Below are 19,071 nucleotides of genomic sequence, written 5' to 3'. Positions count from 1 at the left end.
CTCATCGCTGCGGTTCGGCAGGTCGCGAATCGCGGCCACGATGACGGCCACGGGAGTCCCGGGGGTGAGGTCACGGCCGTAGCACCAGTCGTTCGCCTCAAGGTGGAGCAAAGTGCCCGAGGCGACGTCGGGCAGGGGCTGCGGGCAGCGATTCACGGCCGCGCCCTTCGACGCCCTCGATGTCGAGGGTCGGAGCCCAGGACAGAGCGACCGGAGTTCGCCCCGCACGGCCGACGCCGATCGAGGGCACCATGGGGCAATGCGGTGTTTTCATCCTGGTCGCGAGGCGTCGCTTCGCCACAGCTGGCGAAGCGCGTGGCTGCATCCTCGCAGTCAATGCCGAAGGGCCTGAACGGGTGCTCGCCGTCAGCAGGGACGAACCACTTGACGCGCACTGCCATCACCTTTCTGTGTGAGATGCGTGGCGGCACGCGCTATCGGACACGGCCCCCTGCTTGAGAAAGCGTTCAACCCGCCATCGGCATCCGAGACCACCGCCGCCGCGACCTGACGCTTCCGATCAACCTGATGGAGCACGTCACCGACAGCCGACGAGATTGCCACCGGCGATGGCAGCCCATCGGCGGCTATCACCTGGCGTCCCGTCGAGGTCACACCCCACGCGGCGAAGAGCATGGTCGCGGACAGCGGAATGGCCAGCAACAACGTCAGTCTCCGGGCAACACGCACAGCAGAACCCTTCAGATCGCACGGTCAACGACCCATGACACGGCGGAATGAGGAAGCCGTGGTGCACCCGGCTCGACTGGCGGACGGCCGGCCGGATCGCGTGCCAACGAGACGACTAAAGGCGAGGACGATCTATGTCGGCCAGCACTATCGGCAGGTTCCGACATTCCGGCAACAATCCCGGTGCGGGGATTAGCGCCGGACGACGTTCACGGTGAAATGTCGGCAGATTGTCGGAGGTCAACCGCGTCTCTTATCGACATCGGCGACGGCAGCTTCTGATGGCTTTGTCACCGCCCGCATGGGTTCGGCGGGCGGTGAGGGACCCCAGCCGCTTCCGGCGTGCGGGTCTCCCTGTGTCCACTGCCCCTCGGGAGGGGATGCACCATGACCAGTTCATCGATGCCGCAGGTCGCCGAGGTCGGAAGTCGGGCCGCGGAGATCCTCGACCGGATGCGCGCCCATCCGGCCTACGACCGGTTGCACAGCTCGTCGATGAAGTACTCCACCTGTTGGGCCACGTTCACCGGGTACCCGGCGATCAGCCGCTGGTCGCTGGAGCGTGACGCCGGGCCGCTGTTGGAAGAGGCGCTGCGGGTGCTGGCCCTCAAGGCGGCGGTGTTTGAGTTGTCCGGCGGTGACGAGCGGGCCGCCGAGCTGCTGGTGCCGGCGCCGGTGGACGAGATGATCCACGCGGTGCTGGCGCAGTTCACGCTGATGTCACGGATGCAGTCCGACCTGGGCGTGGTCTTCCCCCACGCCACGGAGTTGGAGGAGTTCACCTACACCCGTGGGTGTGTCACCGACGCCTACTACGCCGCTGCGGGGTGGGGTGAGCAGCCGCTGCGGTACTGGCTGGACTCGGCCGAGGTGACCCGACGCCTGGACCTGCTCAACACCCGCTACCAGGCTGCCGGTCTCGGCCGTGATGGACGTAGCCACGATTTCGACTTCGACCAGCCGGAGCCGGTCGCCGCCGGGGTCAGCGGTTAGCCAGCTCCACCGACAAAACCCGCCGCATGGCCGCCACCACCCGCTTCGGATCGAACCGCTCGCCCGCCAGCCGTTCCGCCCGAGCGACCGCGGTGAAGATCTGCTCGGCGGGTGCGTCCCGCAGCACAGCGACGAGCCAGCCTTCCAGATCCACCACGTCGGCGGGCAACTCCAGGGCCGCCGGTGTCGGCGCCGGCCGGGACGCCTGGTCGGGGACCGGTTCCCCGGCCGAGGCGTACCGGCCGGCGGGAAGGCCCACCCGGAACGGGTGGACGCACACGGCGACACCGTCGCCGGTGGCCCGCCAGCCGAGGTCGGGGCGGTAGGCGAACTCGGGTCCGGGCCGGTCGACCACGTCGAACTGGCCCGGTCCGAGCTGCTGAGCGGGACACACGACGCAGGTCTGCTCACACCAGTGCGGCAGCGGCCCGGACATGCCGCCGATCGTACGGTAACCAGGAGGTATCAGGGTATGACGGTCTTATCGCCCCCACGTCCTGCCGTCATCGACCGCGCCCTGCGCGACGCCAGAACGTGGTGTGCAGGGCACACCATCGATGACCGGCCGGCCCTGGTCCACGCGGTCCGGGTCGCGGTGACCATCGGTGAGCACGTGCCCGCGCCGCCACCGGAGGTGATCGCGGCGGCGTTGCTGCACGACGCACCGGATTTCGCCCCGGCCACACTGGACGTGCACCAGGTCCTCACCACCGACTACGACCCCGAGGTGGCGCGGATCATCGCCGCGCTCCAGGCCGAACATCGAGCCCTCGACGAACCCGACCCACCCATCTGCGTCGATGACCAGCCGGTGCTGCTCGCTTCCACCGCCGACAAGATCGTCGCGCTGACGTCGCTGCTGCAGCGGGCACGGACCACCGGGGACGTGACCGGCTTCTTCGCCCGGCGGCCGGTGCTGTGCGGGCTGCTGCTGTACTTCCGATCCTTCCAGCAGGCGGCGCATCCGCGGGTGCCGGCCAGCATGTCGGCGCATCTGCACGCCGTCCTCGCCCGGCTCGAACAGATCACCGCCGCCATCGGCGCATCGGGGCCCCGGTGAACGCCGGCACGCTCGACGAGCACCTCGTCGCGCAGCTGCGATGTGACCTGCTCACCGCGGCCCGGCAGGTGCCGACCGGGCGGCAGGGCATCGGGCAGTGGGAGCTGTCCGCTGTGGAACGGCTGTTCTTCACGGACGGAAGCAGCGTGGTCTGCAAGGTCGCCGTCGCGCCGTTCACCGGCGAGGCGAGCGTGCTGCGGGCGCTCAACGAGCGGGAAGCAGCCGTTCCGGTGCTGCACGGCTACGCGATGCGCCCGCAGACGCTGGGCATGCTGATGGACGACCTCGGCGCCCCGGTCCGGGCAGCGACCGCGGCGGAGGCCGCCGCCGCGGCCCGCTGGGTCCACGCCGTTGCCGGCATCACCGGGCTGCCAACGTTCGACCAGGCGGGCCTGGCGCGGCTGCCCGGACAGGCACTCGACGCCCTTTACGCGCTGCGCCGGCAGGGACGCTTCCCCGACTCCAGCCCGATCGAGGAGTCTCTGCAGCGGCTGGCCGCCGTCGCACAGTCCAGGACCGACGGCGCCGAACGGCCACCGTTCGGGCTGTGCCACGGCGAGTTCCACCGCAGCTCGCTGCACGTCAGCCGTACCGGATGCCGCCTCGTCGACTGGGCCAAAGCGTTCACCGGACCGGGCCTGCTCGACCTGGCGACCTGGTTCGGCACCCGCACGCCACCCGAACCCCGACTGCTCGCCCGACTCATCCGCGCCTACGTGGCCGCGGGCGGGCACCCAGGCGCGGAAGCCGACCGGGGCGGCCTTCCCGCCGCGCGGTGGGCGCTGGGCTGGCACCGGGTCTGGGCAGCCTGGTGGTTCCTGACCATCGCAGCCGCCGGCCACCACCGGCCCGACACCGACCGCCGTCACGCCCAGGTCGTGCTCCGGCAGCTCCACGGGGCCGCGCAGCTGCTCGGAGCAGCACCACCTGCCAGCACAGCCCGTCTACCAGTGGAAGCGGGAAGCTCATCGTGAAACGGCTCATCGTCGACACCCACGCCTCGTCCTGCTACTTCCGCACCTCGGTGGGCGGGGACGGTCGCAAAGCGCTGGTGCAGATCACCGAGCGGTGCAACCTGCACTGCGCCCACTGCTTCGTCTCCTCCACCGCCCAAGGCTGCGACCTGACGCTGGAGAACTTCACCAGCCGGGTCCTGCCCCGGCTGCTCGACGCCCGGGTGCAACGCATCACGCTCACCGGTGGGGAGCCGTTCGTGCACCCCGACCTGATCGCCATGTGCCAGGCCGTGGCCGACCGAGGGCTGCCCGTGGGCATCTGCACGAACGCGACGCAGACCACTGACGATCACATCGCCGCCCTGACCGCGTTGGGCAACGTCCACATCAACGTGTCCTTCGACGGATTCCGCCCCGAAAGCCACGGCAAGTTCCGCGGCGACCGGTCGTCGTTCGCCACCACCCTCGCCACCACCCGCAAGCTCGCCCAGGCCGGCCTACTCAAGGGGCTCCTGTCGACGCCCAATGCGCTGACCGTGCCGGAGGAGTTCGCTGACCTGTGTGCCTTCGGCGTGCAGGTCGGCGCCGAGTACGTGTTGATGAACCCGCTGTCGTCCTTCGGACGAGGGGTGAAAAGCCGCGCACGGCTGGCCGCCACCGCGGCGACGATGAACGCCATCCGCGCGGTGACCGAACGCTTCGCCGACCAGCTCGACCTCGTCCGGATCCGCTTCCCCAACGACGAGTTGCCGCTGGGCGGCTGCGACGCCGGCAAACTGATCTACGTCTTCGTCGACGGGCAGGTCGCGATCTGCCCGTACCTCGTCTTCGCCGCCCGCACACCGGCCTCCCGGCACCGCGACACCGAGTTCCTGGCCGGCAACATCCTCGCCGCGGACATCACCGCCGACCTCGATGGCCACGACTTCCCCAACCGCTACCAGCCCGGCGGGAATCCGACCTGCGGCTCCTGCGCGCTCGGCGGGCAGTGCGGCAAGGGCTGCCCGGCGGCGGTCGTGGCGGCCGGCGGGCGTATCGGCGACGTCGACGCCGACCAGTGCCCGGTCACCGCCCCGCACAGCCGTCGCCTTCTACCTCTGGCCGTCGCCGAGGAGTGATCAGCCTGTTCATCGCCATCGAAGGTCCCAACGGGGTGGGCAAGAGCACCGTCGCTCGTCTCCTGGCCGACCGACTCGCCGGCCTCGGCCCGGCCGGCGTGCACCTGACCGCGGAACCCACTCGCACGCCGCTGGGCCAACTCCTGCGCCGGCAGGAAGACTTCCTCCACGGCAAAGCACTCGCCCTCGCGCTCGCCGCCGACCGGGCCGCGCACATCGAGAACGAGATCATCCCCCGCCTCGACGACGGCTTCCACGTCGTCACCGACCGATACGTCGCCTCCTCGCTGGTCCTGCAACGCGTCGACGGCCTCGACCTCGCCGAGATCTGGTCCTACAACCGGTACGTCCTCCCCGCCACCGTCATCTACCTCGAAGACGACCCCGACGTCATCCGAGCCCGACTCGACGCCCGACCGCACCTGACCCGCCTCGAACGCGCCGGCTCACCCGAACAAGAACTCGCCCACTACCGCGACGCGGCCCGACACCTGCACCGGCAGCAATGGCGCCAACACACCGTCGCCTGCAACAGGCTCACCCCCGACCAGGTCGTGACCACTATCCTCGGCCTCCTACCCGCCGACCTGCCCCTGACCAGCGAGGCCCAGCAACCGTGCTGACCATCCTGACGATCAACGTGCAAGCCGCCGCGCCAGCCCGCGCGCAGCGCCTGCTCACCTGGCTCCTGGCCCGCGACGACGACGTGATCATCCTGACCGAGACCAGCAACGGCCCCGGCACCCGACACCTACTCACCGAACTGGACGCCGCCGGCCTCACCGTCACCCACCAGCCCTCACCCGACAGCGACCGCGGCTGCGCCATCGCCACCCGCGTCCCGAGCCGACCCGCCCCACACCTCACCGCCGGAATCAGCCTGCCCGGCCGAGCACCCGCCGTCCTCCTCGACACCGACCCCGCTGTCACCGTGCTCGGCCTGTATGTGCCCTCCAGCGACCGCGCACCCACCAAGGTCGCCAAGAAACGCGCATTCCTCACCACCGTCCAAGACACGCTGGCCACGATGTCCGCCGCCGACCGCGCTCATCTCGTGGTGGGCGGGGACTACAACGTCATCAGCCGTGACCACCAACCGCGATACTCCGGCTTCCTCGCCTTCGAGTACGAGTTCCTCGACACCCTCAACGACCTCGGACTCGCCGACATTCACCAGCGCCTGCACCCCGGAGCTCAGGCCCACAGCTGGATCGGCCGCGGCGGCAACCGATACCGCTTCGACTACCTCCACGCCGGACCTGGACTGCAACCCCACCTGGCCGCCGCCTACCTGCACCAACCCCGCCTGGATGGCCTCACCGACCACGCCGCGCACACCGTCAACATCGACGTTGGGGTGCACGTCAGATGCGAGGTGGTATCCGCAACGCAGCCTCTTTTCTAAGCGCCCTCGCCATACCCTCCTGGCCGCGTTGCCGGTGAAGCCTCGTGTGGATCTTGTAGCGGGCTTTGTGCCCTCTCAGGATGCCGCAGCTCGGTTACTGGATTGTCGGCAGATTGTCGGAGTCCCAGCCTGGGCACGAGCGGCGTTGCCAACGGCTACTCGGAAACCCCGACAAAACTCCGACATTGCGATTCAAGCGGATCGCCCACGCACGCCCTTCTCGATCCAAGCAGCGTTGACCTGCACTTTTGTCTTAGGTAGACCGGACTGGCGAGACCGGCAGGTGCGGGCCCGTGGACAGCGGCGGGCCTCTACCGGGCCGTGTCAGTGTTCACGCGAGCCATCCGTCGACGGCACAATCATCGCGGCAGGCTGCGGACCAGGGAGGTGGGAAGTGTCCAACCCAGTGGACCCTCACGACATCCGCGAGGCGCGACGCAGACTCGGCCAACAACTTGCCGCACTGCGAAAGGCCGCCGGCCACACCCAGCACTCGCTGGCTCCGCTCACCCTCTACGGGCGCAGCACAGTTGCGAATGCCGAGACGGGACACCAACGGCCGGACCGCACCTTCTGGCAAACCTGCGACAAAATCCTCCGCACGGACGGAGTCCTCTCCGCCGGCTACGACCGCATCGTGGCTCTGGAACGCGAGTACCGGAGAGCCAAAGGCGCCGGCGTCCAGACGGTGCCCGCTTCGAGGGCGAACGCTCTCACAAGGCAAGTGCTGCCCGGCTGCGCTGCCGACACACTGGCGCAGATGAGCGCGTCGCCCGTGCACCGGCGCCATGCGCTGTTGGCCGGTATCACGGCGATCGCCGCAGCATCCGGACTGCTGGGAGGGCCGACTGGAGGGTGCCGTATCGGGACGGCAGACATTGCCCGAATCCACGCGATCATCACGCTGTACCGGTCAATGGACTACGAGTACGGAGGCGGCGCGGTCTACCAGCAAGTGGCGGCGCTCGCCGAGGTGGTCTCCCGGGTGCTCGCCGGCACGCAAAGCGACAGGCTCAGGCAGACGGCGTTGACCGCCGCCTCGGAAGCACGCCAGTTGGCGGGCTGGACAGCGTTCGATGCCGGTCACCACTCTGATGCCCAACGGCACTTCCTATCCGCTGAACGGGCGGCGGTCGCAGCGGGCGATGCGCGGCTGGCCGCCCGGGTGCGCTACTGCCAGGCCCGCCAGTTCCAGCATCTTCACCACAACCGCGACGCGGTGGAGACCCTCCGGCTGGCCCGCGAACACCTGGGTGGTGCAGCCACCCCGGCGATCACGGCCATGCTCGACAGTGCGGAAGCGGCATCGCTGGCGGCCCTCGGCGACCACGCCCAGGCACGAACCCGGCTGGCGTCAGCGACCGACGCCTACTCACATGTCGAGCCGGATCGCGAGCCGAACTGGATGAGCTTCTTCAGCTACGCGGAGGTTCTCGCCCAGTACGGACGGGTCTACCGCGACATGGCTCGCGACGACCCGCGCCACGGTGAGCAGGCCGTCCGATGGACCAGCGAAGCGATCACCGCATTCGGGCCGCAGAACGTACGCAGCAGCGTGCTCAACCAGATCGGCCTGTGCAGCGCCATGTTCCTCGCCGGCGAACCCGACCGCGCCCTCACCATCGGCGCCACCGTCCTCGACCACACGGACCAACTCGCCTCGGCCCGGGTTATCGACCGCATCCACAACCTGCGCCGTGACCTCAACCACCACGCCGACCAACCGGCCGTCCAGGAGTTCAGGGACAACCTGGCCAGCGTGAAGGCATGACTGACCCCACCTTCGGACGGTTCACCGCCGAGGCCATGACCACCGCCCTACACCGCATCGCCGAACACCTGCGTGTCACCTCAGACGACGCCCGCCTGCTGCACCTCGCCAACAACGCCGTCTTTGCTCTACCCACCGCAGGCATCGTTGTCCGCATCAGCCGCACCCGACGGCTCCTCGACCGCGCGACCAAGGTCGCGGCCCTCGGTGCCTGGTTCGCCGACACCAACGCGCCGACCATTCGTCTCGTCCCCGGCGTCGACCAGCCCCTCATCATCGACGGGCTCGCCGCCACCATCTGGACCTACCTACCCCCACAACCACCCCCACCGACCGTCGACGACCTCGGCCCCGTCCTGCGGCAGTTTCACCACCTGCCCCGTCCACCGATCGCCCTGCCGCTGTGGGACCCGATCGGCGACGCCCGGCACCGCATCACCGACGCCGAAGGACTCACCCCCCACCACCGGGACCTCCTACTAGCCTGGTGCGACAGACTCGCCCCACGTATCGACGCTCTCCGCGACAACACCAGCCCAGGACTCATCCACGGCGACGCCCACCCCAGCAACCTCCTACGCGACGCCACCGGCAACACCGTGCTTTGCGACTTCGACGCCACCAGCCTCGGCCCCTGGCAAGTCGACCTCGTCGCCGTACCTGTCGGCGAAGCCCGCTTCCACCGCGCCGGACAACACCAACGCCTCGCCGCCGCCTACGGCTACGACATCACCACCGACCCACACTGGCCACTGCTCCGCGAAGCACGCGAACTCAAAATGATCGTCGCAGCCGTACCACTCCTCCACAGCAGCCCCGGCATCCCCGACGAATTCGCCCTACGCCTCCACACAATCACTACCGGCGACGACCACACCCGATGGACCCCCTTTGCCGACCTGCCCCGCCACTGATCAACATCGACGCCCATCACCAGCACAAGAGACGTCCTGTTACTCCAGCCGGGTGCCGGTACGGGGCTTGTCTCCCGGTCCGAAGAGGCGATCGCCCGCCGACGTCTTCACGGTCGACGTAGTCCAGAGGGCCGCGGCAGACCACGAAGGGCGGACGAGCGGTCCACCTGTCGGGCGCGGGCCTGCATCCGGTCATAGTCGGCGACCAGCGCGCCACCAGTGTCGAGTATCCGGTCGCAGCGGACCCAAAAAAAGCCTCAGCCCACGTTTTCCCGGCCCAGCGCGACGTTGGCGACGGTGCTGCGCCCATACAAAGCCATCGGTGCCAGACCGTTCTGGGTGCAGCCGGCCCTGCGCAGCGCCGCCAGCTTCCGCCCCAGCGCGAGACGCGCTTCACGGACCTCGTGCGGCATGCTGGACATGGAATGGCTTCCTACAGGCGCGGATACGGGATGTTGTCACACTAGCCATACCCTGTAGCGATCGGCAGCCAACCGTCGGGCCGGCGTGCTTCGGGCGGTGCCGCGGCACGCATGCCCTTGCGGCGGGTTGCTGGCGGCTAGGCTGCTGCGACGTGACCGCTATCCCGGAAGCAGCGCACGAGGTCGAGGTCAAGTATCGCCTGGGCGACGAGGCGGCGCTGGTGGCGGCTTTGGCAGCTCACGGTGTTGTGTTGTCCGACGCGGTGAGTCAGGACGATCAGGCGTACGCGCCGGCGGCGTGGCGGTACGGCATGAGCAAGATCGGGGTGCCGTTCGCGCGGTTGCGCACCCAGGACGGCCGGCACCTGTTCACCGTCAAGCAGCCGGTGGACAACGAGCTGGCCTGTCTGGAGCACGAGACCGTGGTGGCCGATCGAGAGCAGATGCACGCCGCGCTGGTGACGATGGGCTTCACGCCGACGGTGCGGATCGTCAAGCGGCGTCGTACCGGCCGATGGGGTGAGGTGTCGCTGTGCCTGGACGCCGTCGAGGGGCTGGGCGCGTTCGTGGAGGTGGAGGCGTTGATCGGTGCCGATGATTCCGGCTGGGCCGTGCAGGAGCGTCTGGACGGCTTGGTTCGCTCGCTCGGGGTGCCGGTGACGCGCACAACGGACACGTACGACTCGTTGCTGCGGAGCGCGGCGGCAGCTGGTTAGAACAGCGGCGTGGCGTCGAGTCCCAGGCACCTTACCCAAGGTGGTTGTGTCCCGTCGGTCTGCGTCTCTACGCTTCCACGGTCCGCTGCGGACGCGAGGCGTTGAGCGGGGCTGGTGAAATGTCGCTGACCGACAGCATCGGTGTCGATGTGCAGTCGATGACGGCGGGCGTGGCTCGGGCGCAGCAGGAGGCAGCAGCGGCCGACCATGGTGTCGAGCAGATCGCCGCTCGGGCGGTGGCCTCCGGTTTCGTCGGTATCACGGCAGGGCTGGCTCGTGTGCGGCAGATGATCGGGCAGGCCCGATCCCGGCTGGCAGAGGCCGCGGATGTTCTGGGTGAAGCGTCCCGGGCGGTGGGCTCGGTGGGGCGGCAGCCCTCACCGCAGGAGACCATCGCCGCCCTCACACCGATGGTCGCGGCGCTGACGACAGCCGAGGGCAGCGCGACGGCGGCGGCGTCCGCGGTCGACGATGCGCGGCGGCTGGCCACGACGGCGCTGCAGGGCGGGCAGCCCGGCCCGACGCTGGCGCGCCTGCAACAGATACTGCAGATACTGACCGCCGTCCGCGCCCGAGGGACTACGGCCGACAACACGTCGACGCGGCACTGGCGCAGGCCAGACAGGTCGGTGACCTGGGAAACTAGCGATGGGCGGCGGAAGCGACACCAGCCGACCGCCCGCCGTTCCGGCAGCGGCCGACGATGCGGCACGACCCCAGCAAGGTTCCGCTGGTGACGCGGGTGGACCGAGCGGGCAACCGGCGGCGGGTGTCCCACGGCCGGTCGGCTCCGACTGGGTACCAGACGATCCGGCGACCCTGCCCGACGCATACGCCCCGCCGTCGACCATTTCCAGACTCGCCCCGCCGGCACGACCCGCCCACCCTCGGCCTGTTCAACGGCGAGGAAATCTACTCAGGAGGCGGCGACCGGTCCCTGGCCGCCGACCTGGACCACGATCCGCTACGCGGACCACCAGTCACCCTCACGACCACGCAGAGTCCAAAGCCGCCGCACGAATGCGCCACACCCACGCCCGGGAAGCCGACCTCGCGATCGACAACACCGTCTGCGGCAGCAACGACCGCGACCAGAACTACCCCTGGACCTGCGACAAGATGCTCCCCGCCATCCTTCCGGCAGGTAGCCGCCTACGCGTGTGGGTCACCCGCGACGGCGGAACCACATGGTGGCACCGTGTCTACACCGGCAACGGAGAAAGGATCACCCCATGACACTGCTGCTACGCGACTACCACAGTCACGCCCACGACGCGACCAGCCCCGACGACGCCGGACGCTGGTTCGACGAACAGACCCAGACGATCATGCCCCACGGAGGATGCGGACAAACACTCACGATCGGCACCGACGACAAGCCGGTCCTCCGCATCGACATCGACCTCGACGCCGACCGCGCAGCAGTGCAGTGGCTACCCGACGGCAGCTACGCCACCGAACACGAACCCGACACACCAATCACCGTCTACGAATCACCCGACACCGGCCTGATAGACATCTCCCCCGAACTCGCCCGAGTGACCCCCGCAACAGCCCGAGCAGCCCTCATCGAATACGCCACCACACGCCAACGACCCACCAACGTCGACTGGAACCACCGAGATCAGTCCTCTCAATGATCAGCTGCAGGTGAGACGAACCGAGACACCTGGCGTTCGTGCGGCGCCCGCAGTTGCGGTCAGATGCCCGCGCATTGGGATCCCGTCTCGACGCGGTCCGGCCCTGATGTCCCGCACGGGGTAGTGGGCGACACCCGCCTCGTCGAGGATTGGCATCACCGCCGGATGTGGCTGCACTTCGTCGACCGCTGCCTGGAGCAGGCCCGTTCACGTGATGCCCGCCGGGCGTCACCTGGATCGCGATGCCGGCGTGGAAGGCGAACATCAGGAAGTGGTATGAGTCGTTCTCGCCGCGAATCTCGTACATCCCGGTCGGTGTCAGCTCGCCGGCCTCGAAGCCGGCTTCTTCTGCCGCCTCCCGGCGGACTGCGTCCTGCGCCGACTCTCCGAGCTGGATCCTGCCGCTGGCAGCAGCAGACATCTCGCGTACGGGCCGCGCTGCTGCCGGACGAAGACCATCTCGCCGGTGACGGTAAGAACCTTCAGCCACGCCTGGCCGCCGGCCGCATGCGGCGTGTGTGAACATCCGTCTGATCGACAACGCTGGCGACGACCGCTGGGGCGTCCTTCTGCATCAGGCGATCCGCTCCGGCCGCGCCTGCGGGCGCTGGAGCACGGCGAGAGCCTCGGCGCATGCGCGACCGGGTTACCCGGAATTCCCTTGTCGGGTGTCGTCGTACCTCAGGCGTTCGGATTACTGCCAGCCGTCCAGGGCGAGGGGTCGGCCGTCGCGGAAGGCTTGGACGCAGGCTGTGGTGTACGGGTAGGTGTTCATAGGCAGCAGCGATATCGGGAACCATTCCATCTTGGCGCATTTGTGCGGTTCCGCGTTGGTTGGGGCGCCCTGCTGGCGAGGGTTGTGGGTGGCGGTGAAGACGAGGCCGACGCGGGCGTGTCCGGAGGGGTTGCGGTGGTGCACCGTGGTGACGAGCCGTAGTTCGTCCGGGGAGAGCCGCAAGTCGACTTCTTCGCGGGCCTCGCGGATGACGGCGCTGATCGCGTCCTCGTCGGGTTCGAGTTTGCCGCTGGGCAGGTTCCATTGTCCGTCGGCGTAGCCGGTGCCGTCGCGGAGCGCGAGGAGGACGTGGTCGGCGTGGGTGAGGAGGAGTAGTACGTCAACTGGGTGGGTCGGTGGTGCGGTCACGCTGGCGGAGCGTAGCTGGCTGACCAGCGAGAAGATGGTCGACCCGCCGGGCGATCCAGGCGATGCGTTCGCCGGTGCCAAGACCACCCGGCACCTCCACCAGTGGCAGTCCAACCTCGGCGTGGGTTCGCCGTACCGCCTCGGCAGTTTGGTCTTGCAGGTGGGCGACCTTGGCTCGGAAGGGGTCGGCAGGGTCGGGGTAGCGGTCCGGGAGGTAGAACACGGCGTCGTACGTGGGGGCCCAGGCCCGGCAGAAGTGAGCCATCGCGTCGAGTACGTCGGCGTCGTGACTGGCGTCGGCGGCGGGTAGGACCATGCGGGCGTAGGCGAGCACGTTGACGACGGTCTTGTCGCAGATCAGTAGTTTGTGGTGGCGGGCGGCGCGCAGTGTCGTCGAGAGCTGTTGCGCGAACAGGTCGACCTCGGTTGCCAGGTCGAAGGTGCCCTTGCCGTGGATGACGATCTCTTCGATGAACGGACTGGTGCGGGCCGGCTCGCCGGTGCAGTCGACCTGTACTCCGCGTTGCCGGTAGTGGGCGGTCAGGGCGTGTACCAGGGTGGTCTTCCCCGCAGCGTGCGTGCCCTCGATTCCGATGAGTACGCAGTTCCGGACGCTCAATCGCGTCTCCTGTGGGTGAGCGCGCGGAAGGTGGGGTGTTCGAGCCAGCCGACCCGTCCAGCGAGCCTGTCGGCCAGCATGGTGTTGACGTTCAACGGAGTTCGCCAGGTCAGGGTGCCGGTCGCGCGGAGCGCGACGTACGCGGTGGACAGGCTGTGCCGCAGGTTCAGCACGGTGATTCGTTCTCGCGCTTCGGTGTCGGCGTTGTGGAGCCAGTCGCGGTTGAGCGCGGTCATGGATTTTCGGGTCAGCTCGGGTTGCGTCACGTCGAGGCCCAACTCGCCGCACACGTCGACCAGCCGTCGTGAGGTGTTGGACAGGACGCCTCCGGCGTCGAAGCGGGTGTCGAGCACCCGCTGGTCGCGTACGGCCGCGTGTCGGCGGTCGCGCCATGTCTGCTGGGCGGCGGCGAGGGCAGCCGGCGCCGCTGTGCCCGCGTTCGCGGCCAGCACCGCCAGGTCGCTGCACAGCTGGTGACCGACGACCAGATCCGCCGCGTCGGCCGCTGCGCCGATGTCACTGGCCGCTGCCTGCACCAGGTCCGGTCGTTCGTCCTCGCGGTCGAGGTACACGCTCGTCGCCCAAAACGGCAGCCCGGATGTCACCACCAGCGGTTCACCGTCGAGCGGTACGGCGAGCCAGGCCACCGAGTAGCAGAACGCCTGGTTGCCGTTCTTGATCCGGTAGTTCTTGCTCCACTCGACGTCGATCGAGGCGACCAGGCGCGTGCCCGGCGGTCGGTCGGGAATCCTGCCCGGCCCGCCGACGTCGCTGATCACTCGCACCAGCCTGTATCCCTTTCATCTGAGACGTACCGGTCACGGCCGGCTGACCGCCGTCTGCGGTACGCCGCGGGCGACGGCCATCGAGGCTAGCGGTCGTCACCCCGCTGGGCGGGCAACCGGCGGACGGGCCGTGTCGTGCGCGTGGTGCTCGGTCCCGCCGACTTCCAGTACGTCCCACGCCGCCCTGTCGACGGCATCGGTGACGCGAAAGGTCCCCTCCCAGCGGTAACGGCCGGCGTGCACCGCCGCTGTCAACCCGATCGCCAGGCCCCGGCCCAGCACATACCGGCCCGTCTCGGCAGCGCACGCCGGGCATTGCGGCAGCGGGCGGGGCAGTGGCTCAAGCGGCATGTCCAGCTCGGCGCCGGCGGCGCTGGCCTCGACCGAGGTGTCCACCATGAGCGCCATGCCCCGCTGCTTCGCGGCGCGGTTCACCCACGCGGCCAGCACCCCGGCCGCACCACGCAGCGGCACCGCGGACAGCGCGGCCATGCGGGACAGATCGCCGCCGAGACGGTGACCGGCCAGGACCGCCGCGTGCCGGCGGGACCGAGTCAACGCCCGATCGGTCAACCGGAGAAGTTCGGGTATCTCGGTCCTGTCCTCGACGACATCGGCCCGGAACCCGATCGACAGACTCTCCTCCCCCACCTCGTAGGCGCTGCCGTGCCGACGGACCCCGAGGTAGACGGTCGCTGCCGCGACCGGGAGTGGCCCCTCGCCGGGCTGGTTCGCCCAGGCCAGAGCGAACGCGGCCAGCATGTCGCGCTGCCGGCCGAATGGACGCTGGTCGGCACCGAACGGCGCCTCCGGCCACTGCAAGTTCGTGTACTCACGCACGGGCATGCCCACCCGACCCGGTCGGACCGGCGTGGGACACGGTACGGATGCTGGCACCGAGATACTTGGCGAAGTGGTTGCGCTTGAACCGGTACCGTGCCCAGACCTCCGACACCGGCTCCTCCAGGAGATTACCGAGAGGCTCCAGCAGGTCCGGGGCGTCATACACCGGCCATGCGCTCGCCTTGCCCGTCACCTCCACCAGGATCATGTGCCCCTCGGTGTCCGGGGTCCACGTCGTCATCCGCAGCGCCGGCCGCCAGTCGTGCACCGCCCGCGCCTCGGTCAGCCGATCAAAGGTCTGACCAGCCTCACCCAGGCTGATGAACTCGTTCTCCTCCAAATCGAGGGCGTTGCCCTTGCGCAGTGGCAGGATCAGTTTCAGCTTGCCCGCGCCGATGACATCCGCGATCTGATAGGTGAACGGCAACGCGTGCAGCGTCGACCGGTACACCACGGCCGACAGCGACAGCGGCAAGCCTGCCTCCAGGAACCCCCGAACGCCTGCCATCACCTCGTCGTAGTCGCCGCGAACCCGGTTGGTGGTCGACCGCGGCCCCTCCAAGCCCACGTTGACGAACGCGACCTTCCCCACCATCGACCTCGCGTGCTGCAACCCCCGGGTGGCGTTGGTCGGCACACCGACGATGAAGTCCCCGGCGTACATGTCCACGATCTCCCCGAAATCCCGGCGGAGCAGCGGTTCGCCGCCGGACAGAAACACCCGCGACACACCCGCCAGGTTCCCGCGGATGGTGTCCAACTGCGGCAGCGTCGGATCCGGGAGCTGGAGCGTCTCGGAGCAGAACGAGCAGTCGAAGTTGCACCGCTTCGTCACCTGCAGGATCACCGACAGGGGAACCTTCGCCGCCGTCACCAACTCCTCGATCGACGCGTCACGCGCGGCGAAGTGATGTCCAGCGGTGAAGGTGACCGGACCCGTCTGCTCAAGCGCGACGGACGGCATAGCGGGCATGCCAAGCATGGTCATCATGAGCCTCCTGATGAGTGGTCAACCGCGTCGAGACGCCAACCGAGACAAAGGCGCGCTCGGCCCAGCCGCTGCCGAGGAGCCCGAGCATCACCTCGACACGGAACCCGGCGACCGACGCCAGCTTCGGACGCCCGCCGCCATCCGACAGCCGTCTGGAAATCGAGGCGAGGAGCCTGGTCACGGGGGACGCACATCGACTACTCCAAGTGGATGGTGGCGCTGCGGCATGACCAATCAACCCACCGTGCGCTGATGTCGAACACCTTCGACACAAGATCTCGACACCACCGGCGTGAGTGCCCCCGATCGACGAGTGGGCTGGCCGACCGGTAGGGCTGCGTATTCAACGACGGCGAGTTAGGCGAGTGATCGATCGCGAGCCTGCTCCGTGTAATGCGGCGGGTTGGCTCACAGGCCGGCGAGGAACAGCACTCCGGCGGCGAGCAGTCCGATCTCCGCCAGGAGAGCAAGCATCCGGTCGCTGACGCGGCGAACGATCTTTTTCTCGACCCAGGCTCCGGCGGGGGCCGCGCCAGTGTGGTCAGGCCGGCGGTGTGCCGAGCAGCCGTTCGATCAGCCGGGGCTCGCCGGGCCAGGCCGCGAGGATGACGTCCCGAGGTACTTGGCGTGCGGCGTAGCGCAGAGCGAGAGCAACCACGACGATGTCGTCGAGGGGGCCGATGACGGGCAGGAACTCGGGGATCAGGTCGATGGGGCTGGCGACCCAGATCCCGGCGATCAGCACGGCGATCTTCGCTCGGCGGGGCACTCGAGGGTCGGTGCGCAGTCGACGGACGGTGGTGACGCAGTCGGGGATGAAAGCGGCCAGGTCGCGCAAGGTGCCGGGTGGTAGGCGGCGGGCGAGCAGGATCAGCAGCGCCCAGGAGGCAAGCAGCAGCACGATCGTGATGCCCAGGCCGACGAGCCAGTCACGCATGATCACGGGCTCAGCTTGTCATCGCCGTCGGGGGCGGCGCGATCAGTGGTGTTGGGGCAGCGGCTCCAGGTGCCACTGCATAGCGTTGCGGCGCAGGAGTTGGATCCGGGCGGCCTCGACGTGCTCGACCGGCCAGGCCCGGAGTTCGCGTACGACCGGGCAGCGGGCTGGCGGGTCGCCCCGGACGGGCATCCGACGTACGTGCACCCCTACCTCCTCAGCGTTGGTGGCGCGGCTCCGTTCGACGGGGGGTGTCCGGTATCGGACGAGTAGGCCGATGCCGTCGACCGGTACGAGATGAGAGCCTGTCTGTCTCCCGGCTTGCGGTCACCGGGCCTGCGACTCCGCTGAGTTCAGGGCTTCGGCCCGCATCGTTTCCAGCAGTTGGCGGGCCTGTTCGCCGGTGGCGGAGTCTGCGAGGAGCGAGTCGTATACCTGTGAGTAGACGCGGATCTCTTCTGGGTCGGTGAGGGTCAGTTCGCGAGTGTAGGTCTCGATCGTGGTGAGTTGGGAGCCGTCGGGCAGGGTGTAGATCACGAACGGATGGGCGTGTACCGCTGAGGGGCGGACGCCGGTCGGCAGGATCGACAGGCTCACGCTCGGTAGCGTGGCGACTGACAGGATCTTGTCGTACTGGGCGGCGAGCGCGTCGTGGGGTACGGGGCGGAACCGCAGCGCGGCTTCGGAGATGAGGAAGTCGAACTGTCGTCCCTTCTCGTAGAGGGCTGTCTGCCGTTCGACCCGGGCGGCTGCTGCCCGCGTGGTGTCGCTGACGCCGAACACGTCGGCGAGGGCGAGGACGCTGCGGGCGTACTCCGCGGTCTGAAGGAGTCCGGGTACTGCGGCGTGCTGGAAGACCTGCACCCGGTTTGCCTCGGCGAGGGTGCGGCCGATCCGGCGTTGGTGCGCGGCCCGGCCGCCGGTCAGCGTCCGGTCCCAGATGATCGATGCGACCTGGATGGACTCCGCGGCGTTGGTCAGTTCGGCGGTGACCTCGGCGGTGGCGCCCGTCGCTGCGGACCATGACCGGACGTCGTCGACGGACGGTTTCGTGCGACGGTTTTCGATCTTCGAGACCTTTGACTGTGACCAGCCCAGGGCGGCGGCGAGTCGCGTGGTCGACAGACCTGCGTCCTCGCGGAGTTCACGCAGCCTGGTCGCGAGCGCCGTTTGATCGTCCACAGGTCTATTCACCAGGATCTGCGCAACTCGCCCTGAACTGTGGGCAGGTAGTCCCGAAGTGGGAGCGAGTGCGTCATCGCGAGGTCCTGTTGTGCGATGAGGCTGCCGACATCTCTGGTGGGCGACATGGCGAGACGTCGACCCTCGCTGTCGTACTCGATGATCACGCCGAACTCGTCATCGAGGAGCCAGAAGTCCTGCCTCAGCGCGCCCAGTGCTTCGGGGGCCTTCGCCCGGTCCGCGATTCGAACGTCCTCGCCGGCGGCGACGTTGCCGTGATAGCCCAGCAGCTCGAAGCGTAGGTAGTCCGATAGCGGGCGGTGTAGGACGTGGACACGGCTCCACCGGGTGCCGGCCTGCACGCTGTCCGCCACCATCCGTAGCCAGGGATCGGTTTCTGGTGTGCGGGGTGGCAGCGGGCGTCCTGCGTGGAAGTCGCGCAGCAGGTCGACCTCGCCCGCCGCGCTGTACGCGGGCAGCGTTTCGAGCCGAAACACCGACCGCGCGGCCATGCTCAGCCTGCGTTGAAGTTCGCCCATCTGCATCAGGTTGTCCCGTTCTGCCGCCACCTTCCGATCAAGTCTAGTCGAGGCTTGAGACTAGTCGCGGTGGATGCTCTGTGGCAGTCTCGACCCAGACAACGAAGGGAGTCAACGTGTCCGACGCTTCCGGACGCCTGGTATGGCGTAAGAGTTCGGAGAGCCTCAACGGAGACTGCGTGGAGGTCGCGTCGCTGAGTGAGGGGGTTGCCGTACGGGACTCGAAGAACCCCGAGGGCGGGATGCTCCGTTTCTCGCGTTCCGGATGGCAAGCCTTCCTCCGAGGCGCCGACCAGGGAGAGTTCAGCAACCTGTGATCGATCCACCCGGCGCATGCCGGCGACCT

The 19,071-nt window shown here is 68.6% G+C and carries 26 protein-coding genes; 13 read left to right on the top strand and 13 right to left on the bottom strand.

What is annotated here, in order from left to right; genetic code table 11:
* Positions 1-1,077: 1,077 nt before the first annotated feature.
* Complete coding sequence (locus tag CLT74_RS02305) at positions 1,078-1,683, top strand: hypothetical protein (RefSeq protein WP_099845060.1); 606 nt, start codon at positions 1,078-1,080, stop codon at positions 1,681-1,683.
* On the opposite strand, the gene CLT74_RS02300 is transcribed toward CLT74_RS02305, so the two are convergent.
* Entirely contained in the window at positions 1,673-2,119 is a 447-nt protein-coding gene (locus CLT74_RS02300; protein WP_099845059.1) for a hypothetical protein, read from the bottom strand. The genes CLT74_RS02305 and CLT74_RS02300 overlap by 11 nt on opposite strands.
* Before the next feature lie 36 nt (positions 2,120-2,155).
* On the opposite strand from CLT74_RS02300, the gene CLT74_RS02295 reads away from it, so the two are divergent.
* The 7 genes from CLT74_RS02295 to CLT74_RS02265 all read left to right on the top strand — a co-directional run bounded on the left by CLT74_RS02295 (position 2,156) and on the right by CLT74_RS02265 (position 8,907).
* Positions 2,156-2,743, top strand: coding sequence for an HD domain-containing protein (locus CLT74_RS02295; RefSeq protein ID WP_099845058.1), 588 nt, complete (start codon positions 2,156-2,158; stop codon positions 2,741-2,743).
* The gene (locus tag CLT74_RS02290; protein ID WP_099845057.1) at positions 2,740-3,717 is read left to right on the top strand and encodes an aminoglycoside phosphotransferase; all 978 of its coding nucleotides are present in this window, start codon (positions 2,740-2,742) and stop codon (positions 3,715-3,717) included. Before CLT74_RS02295 ends, CLT74_RS02290 begins: the two co-directional genes overlap by 4 nt.
* Positions 3,714-4,817: a radical SAM protein gene (locus CLT74_RS31045; RefSeq protein WP_486581921.1), complete on the top strand. Its 1,104-nt coding sequence runs from the start codon at positions 3,714-3,716 to the stop codon at positions 4,815-4,817. Before CLT74_RS02290 ends, CLT74_RS31045 begins: the two co-directional genes overlap by 4 nt.
* Positions 4,814-5,440 carry a dTMP kinase gene (gene tmk, locus CLT74_RS02280; RefSeq protein WP_158240178.1) on the top strand — a complete coding sequence of 209 codons (627 nt, stop codon included), beginning with the start codon at positions 4,814-4,816 and terminating at the stop codon, positions 5,438-5,440. Before CLT74_RS31045 ends, tmk begins: the two co-directional genes overlap by 4 nt.
* A complete protein-coding gene (locus CLT74_RS02275; protein ID WP_158240177.1) occupies positions 5,434-6,222 on the top strand; it encodes an endonuclease/exonuclease/phosphatase family protein in 789 nt (262 codons plus the stop codon). Before tmk ends, CLT74_RS02275 begins: the two co-directional genes overlap by 7 nt.
* A gap of 394 nt (positions 6,223-6,616) precedes the next feature.
* Complete coding sequence (locus CLT74_RS31040) at positions 6,617-7,993, top strand: helix-turn-helix domain-containing protein (protein ID WP_158240176.1); 1,377 nt, start codon at positions 6,617-6,619, stop codon at positions 7,991-7,993.
* Positions 7,990-8,907: a phosphotransferase gene (locus tag CLT74_RS02265; RefSeq protein ID WP_099845053.1), complete on the top strand. Its 918-nt coding sequence runs from the start codon at positions 7,990-7,992 to the stop codon at positions 8,905-8,907. Before CLT74_RS31040 ends, CLT74_RS02265 begins: the two co-directional genes overlap by 4 nt.
* A gap of 257 nt (positions 8,908-9,164) precedes the next feature.
* Here CLT74_RS02265 and CLT74_RS30355 read toward each other — a convergent pair whose 3' ends face one another.
* The gene (locus tag CLT74_RS30355; protein WP_158240175.1) at positions 9,165-9,329 is read right to left on the bottom strand and encodes a hypothetical protein; all 165 of its coding nucleotides are present in this window, start codon (positions 9,327-9,329) and stop codon (positions 9,165-9,167) included.
* Positions 9,330-9,481: 152 nt separating this feature from the next.
* Here CLT74_RS30355 and CLT74_RS02260 point away from each other — a divergent pair, with 152 nt between their 5' ends.
* From CLT74_RS02260 to CLT74_RS02245, 4 genes are all read left to right on the top strand, one after another.
* Positions 9,482-10,045 carry a class IV adenylate cyclase gene (locus CLT74_RS02260; protein WP_486581920.1) on the top strand — a complete coding sequence of 188 codons (564 nt, stop codon included), beginning with the start codon at positions 9,482-9,484 and terminating at the stop codon, positions 10,043-10,045.
* A gap of 119 nt (positions 10,046-10,164) precedes the next feature.
* Entirely contained in the window at positions 10,165-10,782 is a 618-nt protein-coding gene (locus CLT74_RS02255; RefSeq protein ID WP_486581919.1) for a DUF6244 family protein, read from the top strand.
* On the top strand, positions 10,694-11,281 hold the full coding sequence (locus CLT74_RS02250; protein ID WP_099845052.1) for a DddA-like double-stranded DNA deaminase toxin: 588 nt from the start codon (positions 10,694-10,696) through the stop codon (positions 11,279-11,281). The genes CLT74_RS02255 and CLT74_RS02250 overlap by 89 nt, the downstream gene beginning before the upstream one ends.
* Complete coding sequence (locus CLT74_RS02245) at positions 11,278-11,685, top strand: Imm1 family immunity protein (RefSeq protein ID WP_158240174.1); 408 nt, start codon at positions 11,278-11,280, stop codon at positions 11,683-11,685. Before CLT74_RS02250 ends, CLT74_RS02245 begins: the two co-directional genes overlap by 4 nt.
* Here the strand turns inward: CLT74_RS02245 and CLT74_RS02240 are convergent.
* The 11 genes from CLT74_RS02240 to CLT74_RS02200 all read right to left on the bottom strand — a co-directional run bounded on the left by CLT74_RS02240 (position 11,612) and on the right by CLT74_RS02200 (position 18,755).
* Positions 11,612-12,106: an NUDIX domain-containing protein gene (locus CLT74_RS02240; protein WP_486581918.1), complete on the bottom strand. Its 495-nt coding sequence runs from the start codon at positions 12,104-12,106 to the stop codon at positions 11,612-11,614. The two genes, CLT74_RS02245 and CLT74_RS02240, sit on opposite strands and share 74 nt — an antisense overlap.
* 273 nt (positions 12,107-12,379) lie before the next feature.
* The gene (locus tag CLT74_RS02235) at positions 12,380-12,829 is read right to left on the bottom strand and encodes an NUDIX domain-containing protein (RefSeq protein ID WP_099845050.1); all 450 of its coding nucleotides are present in this window, start codon (positions 12,827-12,829) and stop codon (positions 12,380-12,382) included.
* A complete protein-coding gene (locus tag CLT74_RS30625) occupies positions 12,801-13,448 on the bottom strand; it encodes an AAA family ATPase (protein ID WP_199172058.1) in 648 nt (215 codons plus the stop codon). The genes CLT74_RS02235 and CLT74_RS30625 overlap by 29 nt, the downstream gene beginning before the upstream one ends.
* Positions 13,445-14,227: a hypothetical protein gene (locus CLT74_RS30620; RefSeq protein WP_486581917.1), complete on the bottom strand. Its 783-nt coding sequence runs from the start codon at positions 14,225-14,227 to the stop codon at positions 13,445-13,447. Before CLT74_RS30620 ends, CLT74_RS30625 begins: the two co-directional genes overlap by 4 nt.
* 102 nt (positions 14,228-14,329) lie before the next feature.
* Positions 14,330-15,079: a hypothetical protein gene (locus CLT74_RS02225; RefSeq protein WP_143697022.1), complete on the bottom strand. Its 750-nt coding sequence runs from the start codon at positions 15,077-15,079 to the stop codon at positions 14,330-14,332.
* Positions 15,066-16,049, bottom strand: a complete 984-nt coding sequence (locus tag CLT74_RS02220) for a radical SAM protein (RefSeq protein ID WP_199172055.1) — start codon at positions 16,047-16,049, stop codon at positions 15,066-15,068. The genes CLT74_RS02225 and CLT74_RS02220 overlap by 14 nt, the downstream gene beginning before the upstream one ends.
* Complete coding sequence (locus tag CLT74_RS30105) at positions 16,021-16,248, bottom strand: hypothetical protein (protein ID WP_143697021.1); 228 nt, start codon at positions 16,246-16,248, stop codon at positions 16,021-16,023. The genes CLT74_RS02220 and CLT74_RS30105 overlap by 29 nt, the downstream gene beginning before the upstream one ends.
* 360 nt (positions 16,249-16,608) lie before the next feature.
* Complete coding sequence (locus tag CLT74_RS02215; protein ID WP_099851132.1) at positions 16,609-17,004, bottom strand: DUF1232 domain-containing protein; 396 nt, start codon at positions 17,002-17,004, stop codon at positions 16,609-16,611.
* 42 nt (positions 17,005-17,046) lie between these two features.
* Positions 17,047-17,211, bottom strand: a complete 165-nt coding sequence (locus CLT74_RS30350) for a hypothetical protein (protein WP_158240173.1) — start codon at positions 17,209-17,211, stop codon at positions 17,047-17,049.
* A gap of 120 nt (positions 17,212-17,331) precedes the next feature.
* Entirely contained in the window at positions 17,332-18,186 is an 855-nt protein-coding gene (locus CLT74_RS02205; protein WP_486581916.1) for a helix-turn-helix domain-containing protein, read from the bottom strand.
* An 8-nt stretch (positions 18,187-18,194) separates the two neighbouring features.
* Positions 18,195-18,755: a DUF6879 family protein gene (locus tag CLT74_RS02200; protein ID WP_486581915.1), complete on the bottom strand. Its 561-nt coding sequence runs from the start codon at positions 18,753-18,755 to the stop codon at positions 18,195-18,197.
* Positions 18,756-18,841: 86 nt separating this feature from the next.
* On the opposite strand from CLT74_RS02200, the gene CLT74_RS02195 reads away from it, so the two are divergent.
* Positions 18,842-19,042 (top strand): DUF397 domain-containing protein, encoded by a 201-nt coding sequence (locus CLT74_RS02195; protein WP_099845045.1) that lies wholly within the window; start codon positions 18,842-18,844, stop codon positions 19,040-19,042.
* Positions 19,043-19,071 lie beyond the last annotated feature (29 nt).

The organism is Verrucosispora sp. CNZ293, assembly GCF_002754655.1.
The sequence above is the reverse complement of the archived record's forward strand: the minus strand, read 5'-3'. Positions and strand labels throughout refer to the sequence as shown.

Excerpts from the sequence above, each read along its gene's own strand:
- CLT74_RS02305 (WP_099845060.1), top strand. The coding sequence starts at position 1,078 with ATGACCAGTTCATCGATGCCGCAGGTCGCCGAGGTCGGAAGTCGGGCC.
- CLT74_RS02300 (WP_099845059.1), bottom strand. The coding sequence starts at position 2,119 with ATGTCCGGGCCGCTGCCGCACTGGTGTGAGCAGACCTGCGTCGTGTGT.
- CLT74_RS02295 (WP_099845058.1), top strand. The coding sequence starts at position 2,156 with ATGACGGTCTTATCGCCCCCACGTCCTGCCGTCATCGACCGCGCCCTG.
- CLT74_RS02265 (WP_099845053.1), top strand. The coding sequence starts at position 7,990 with ATGACTGACCCCACCTTCGGACGGTTCACCGCCGAGGCCATGACCACC.
- CLT74_RS30355 (WP_158240175.1), bottom strand. The coding sequence starts at position 9,329 with ATGTCCAGCATGCCGCACGAGGTCCGTGAAGCGCGTCTCGCGCTGGGG.
- CLT74_RS02255 (WP_486581919.1), top strand. The coding sequence starts at position 10,165 with ATGTCGCTGACCGACAGCATCGGTGTCGATGTGCAGTCGATGACGGCG.
- CLT74_RS02250 (WP_099845052.1), top strand. The coding sequence starts at position 10,694 with ATGGGCGGCGGAAGCGACACCAGCCGACCGCCCGCCGTTCCGGCAGCG.
- CLT74_RS02245 (WP_158240174.1), top strand. The coding sequence starts at position 11,278 with ATGACACTGCTGCTACGCGACTACCACAGTCACGCCCACGACGCGACC.
- CLT74_RS02240 (WP_486581918.1), bottom strand. The coding sequence starts at position 12,106 with ATGTCTGCTGCTGCCAGCGGCAGGATCCAGCTCGGAGAGTCGGCGCAG.
- CLT74_RS02225 (WP_143697022.1), bottom strand. The coding sequence starts at position 15,079 with ATGCCCGTGCGTGAGTACACGAACTTGCAGTGGCCGGAGGCGCCGTTC.
- CLT74_RS02220 (WP_199172055.1), bottom strand. The coding sequence starts at position 16,049 with ATGCCCGCTATGCCGTCCGTCGCGCTTGAGCAGACGGGTCCGGTCACC.
- CLT74_RS02215 (WP_099851132.1), bottom strand. The coding sequence starts at position 17,004 with ATGCGTGACTGGCTCGTCGGCCTGGGCATCACGATCGTGCTGCTGCTT.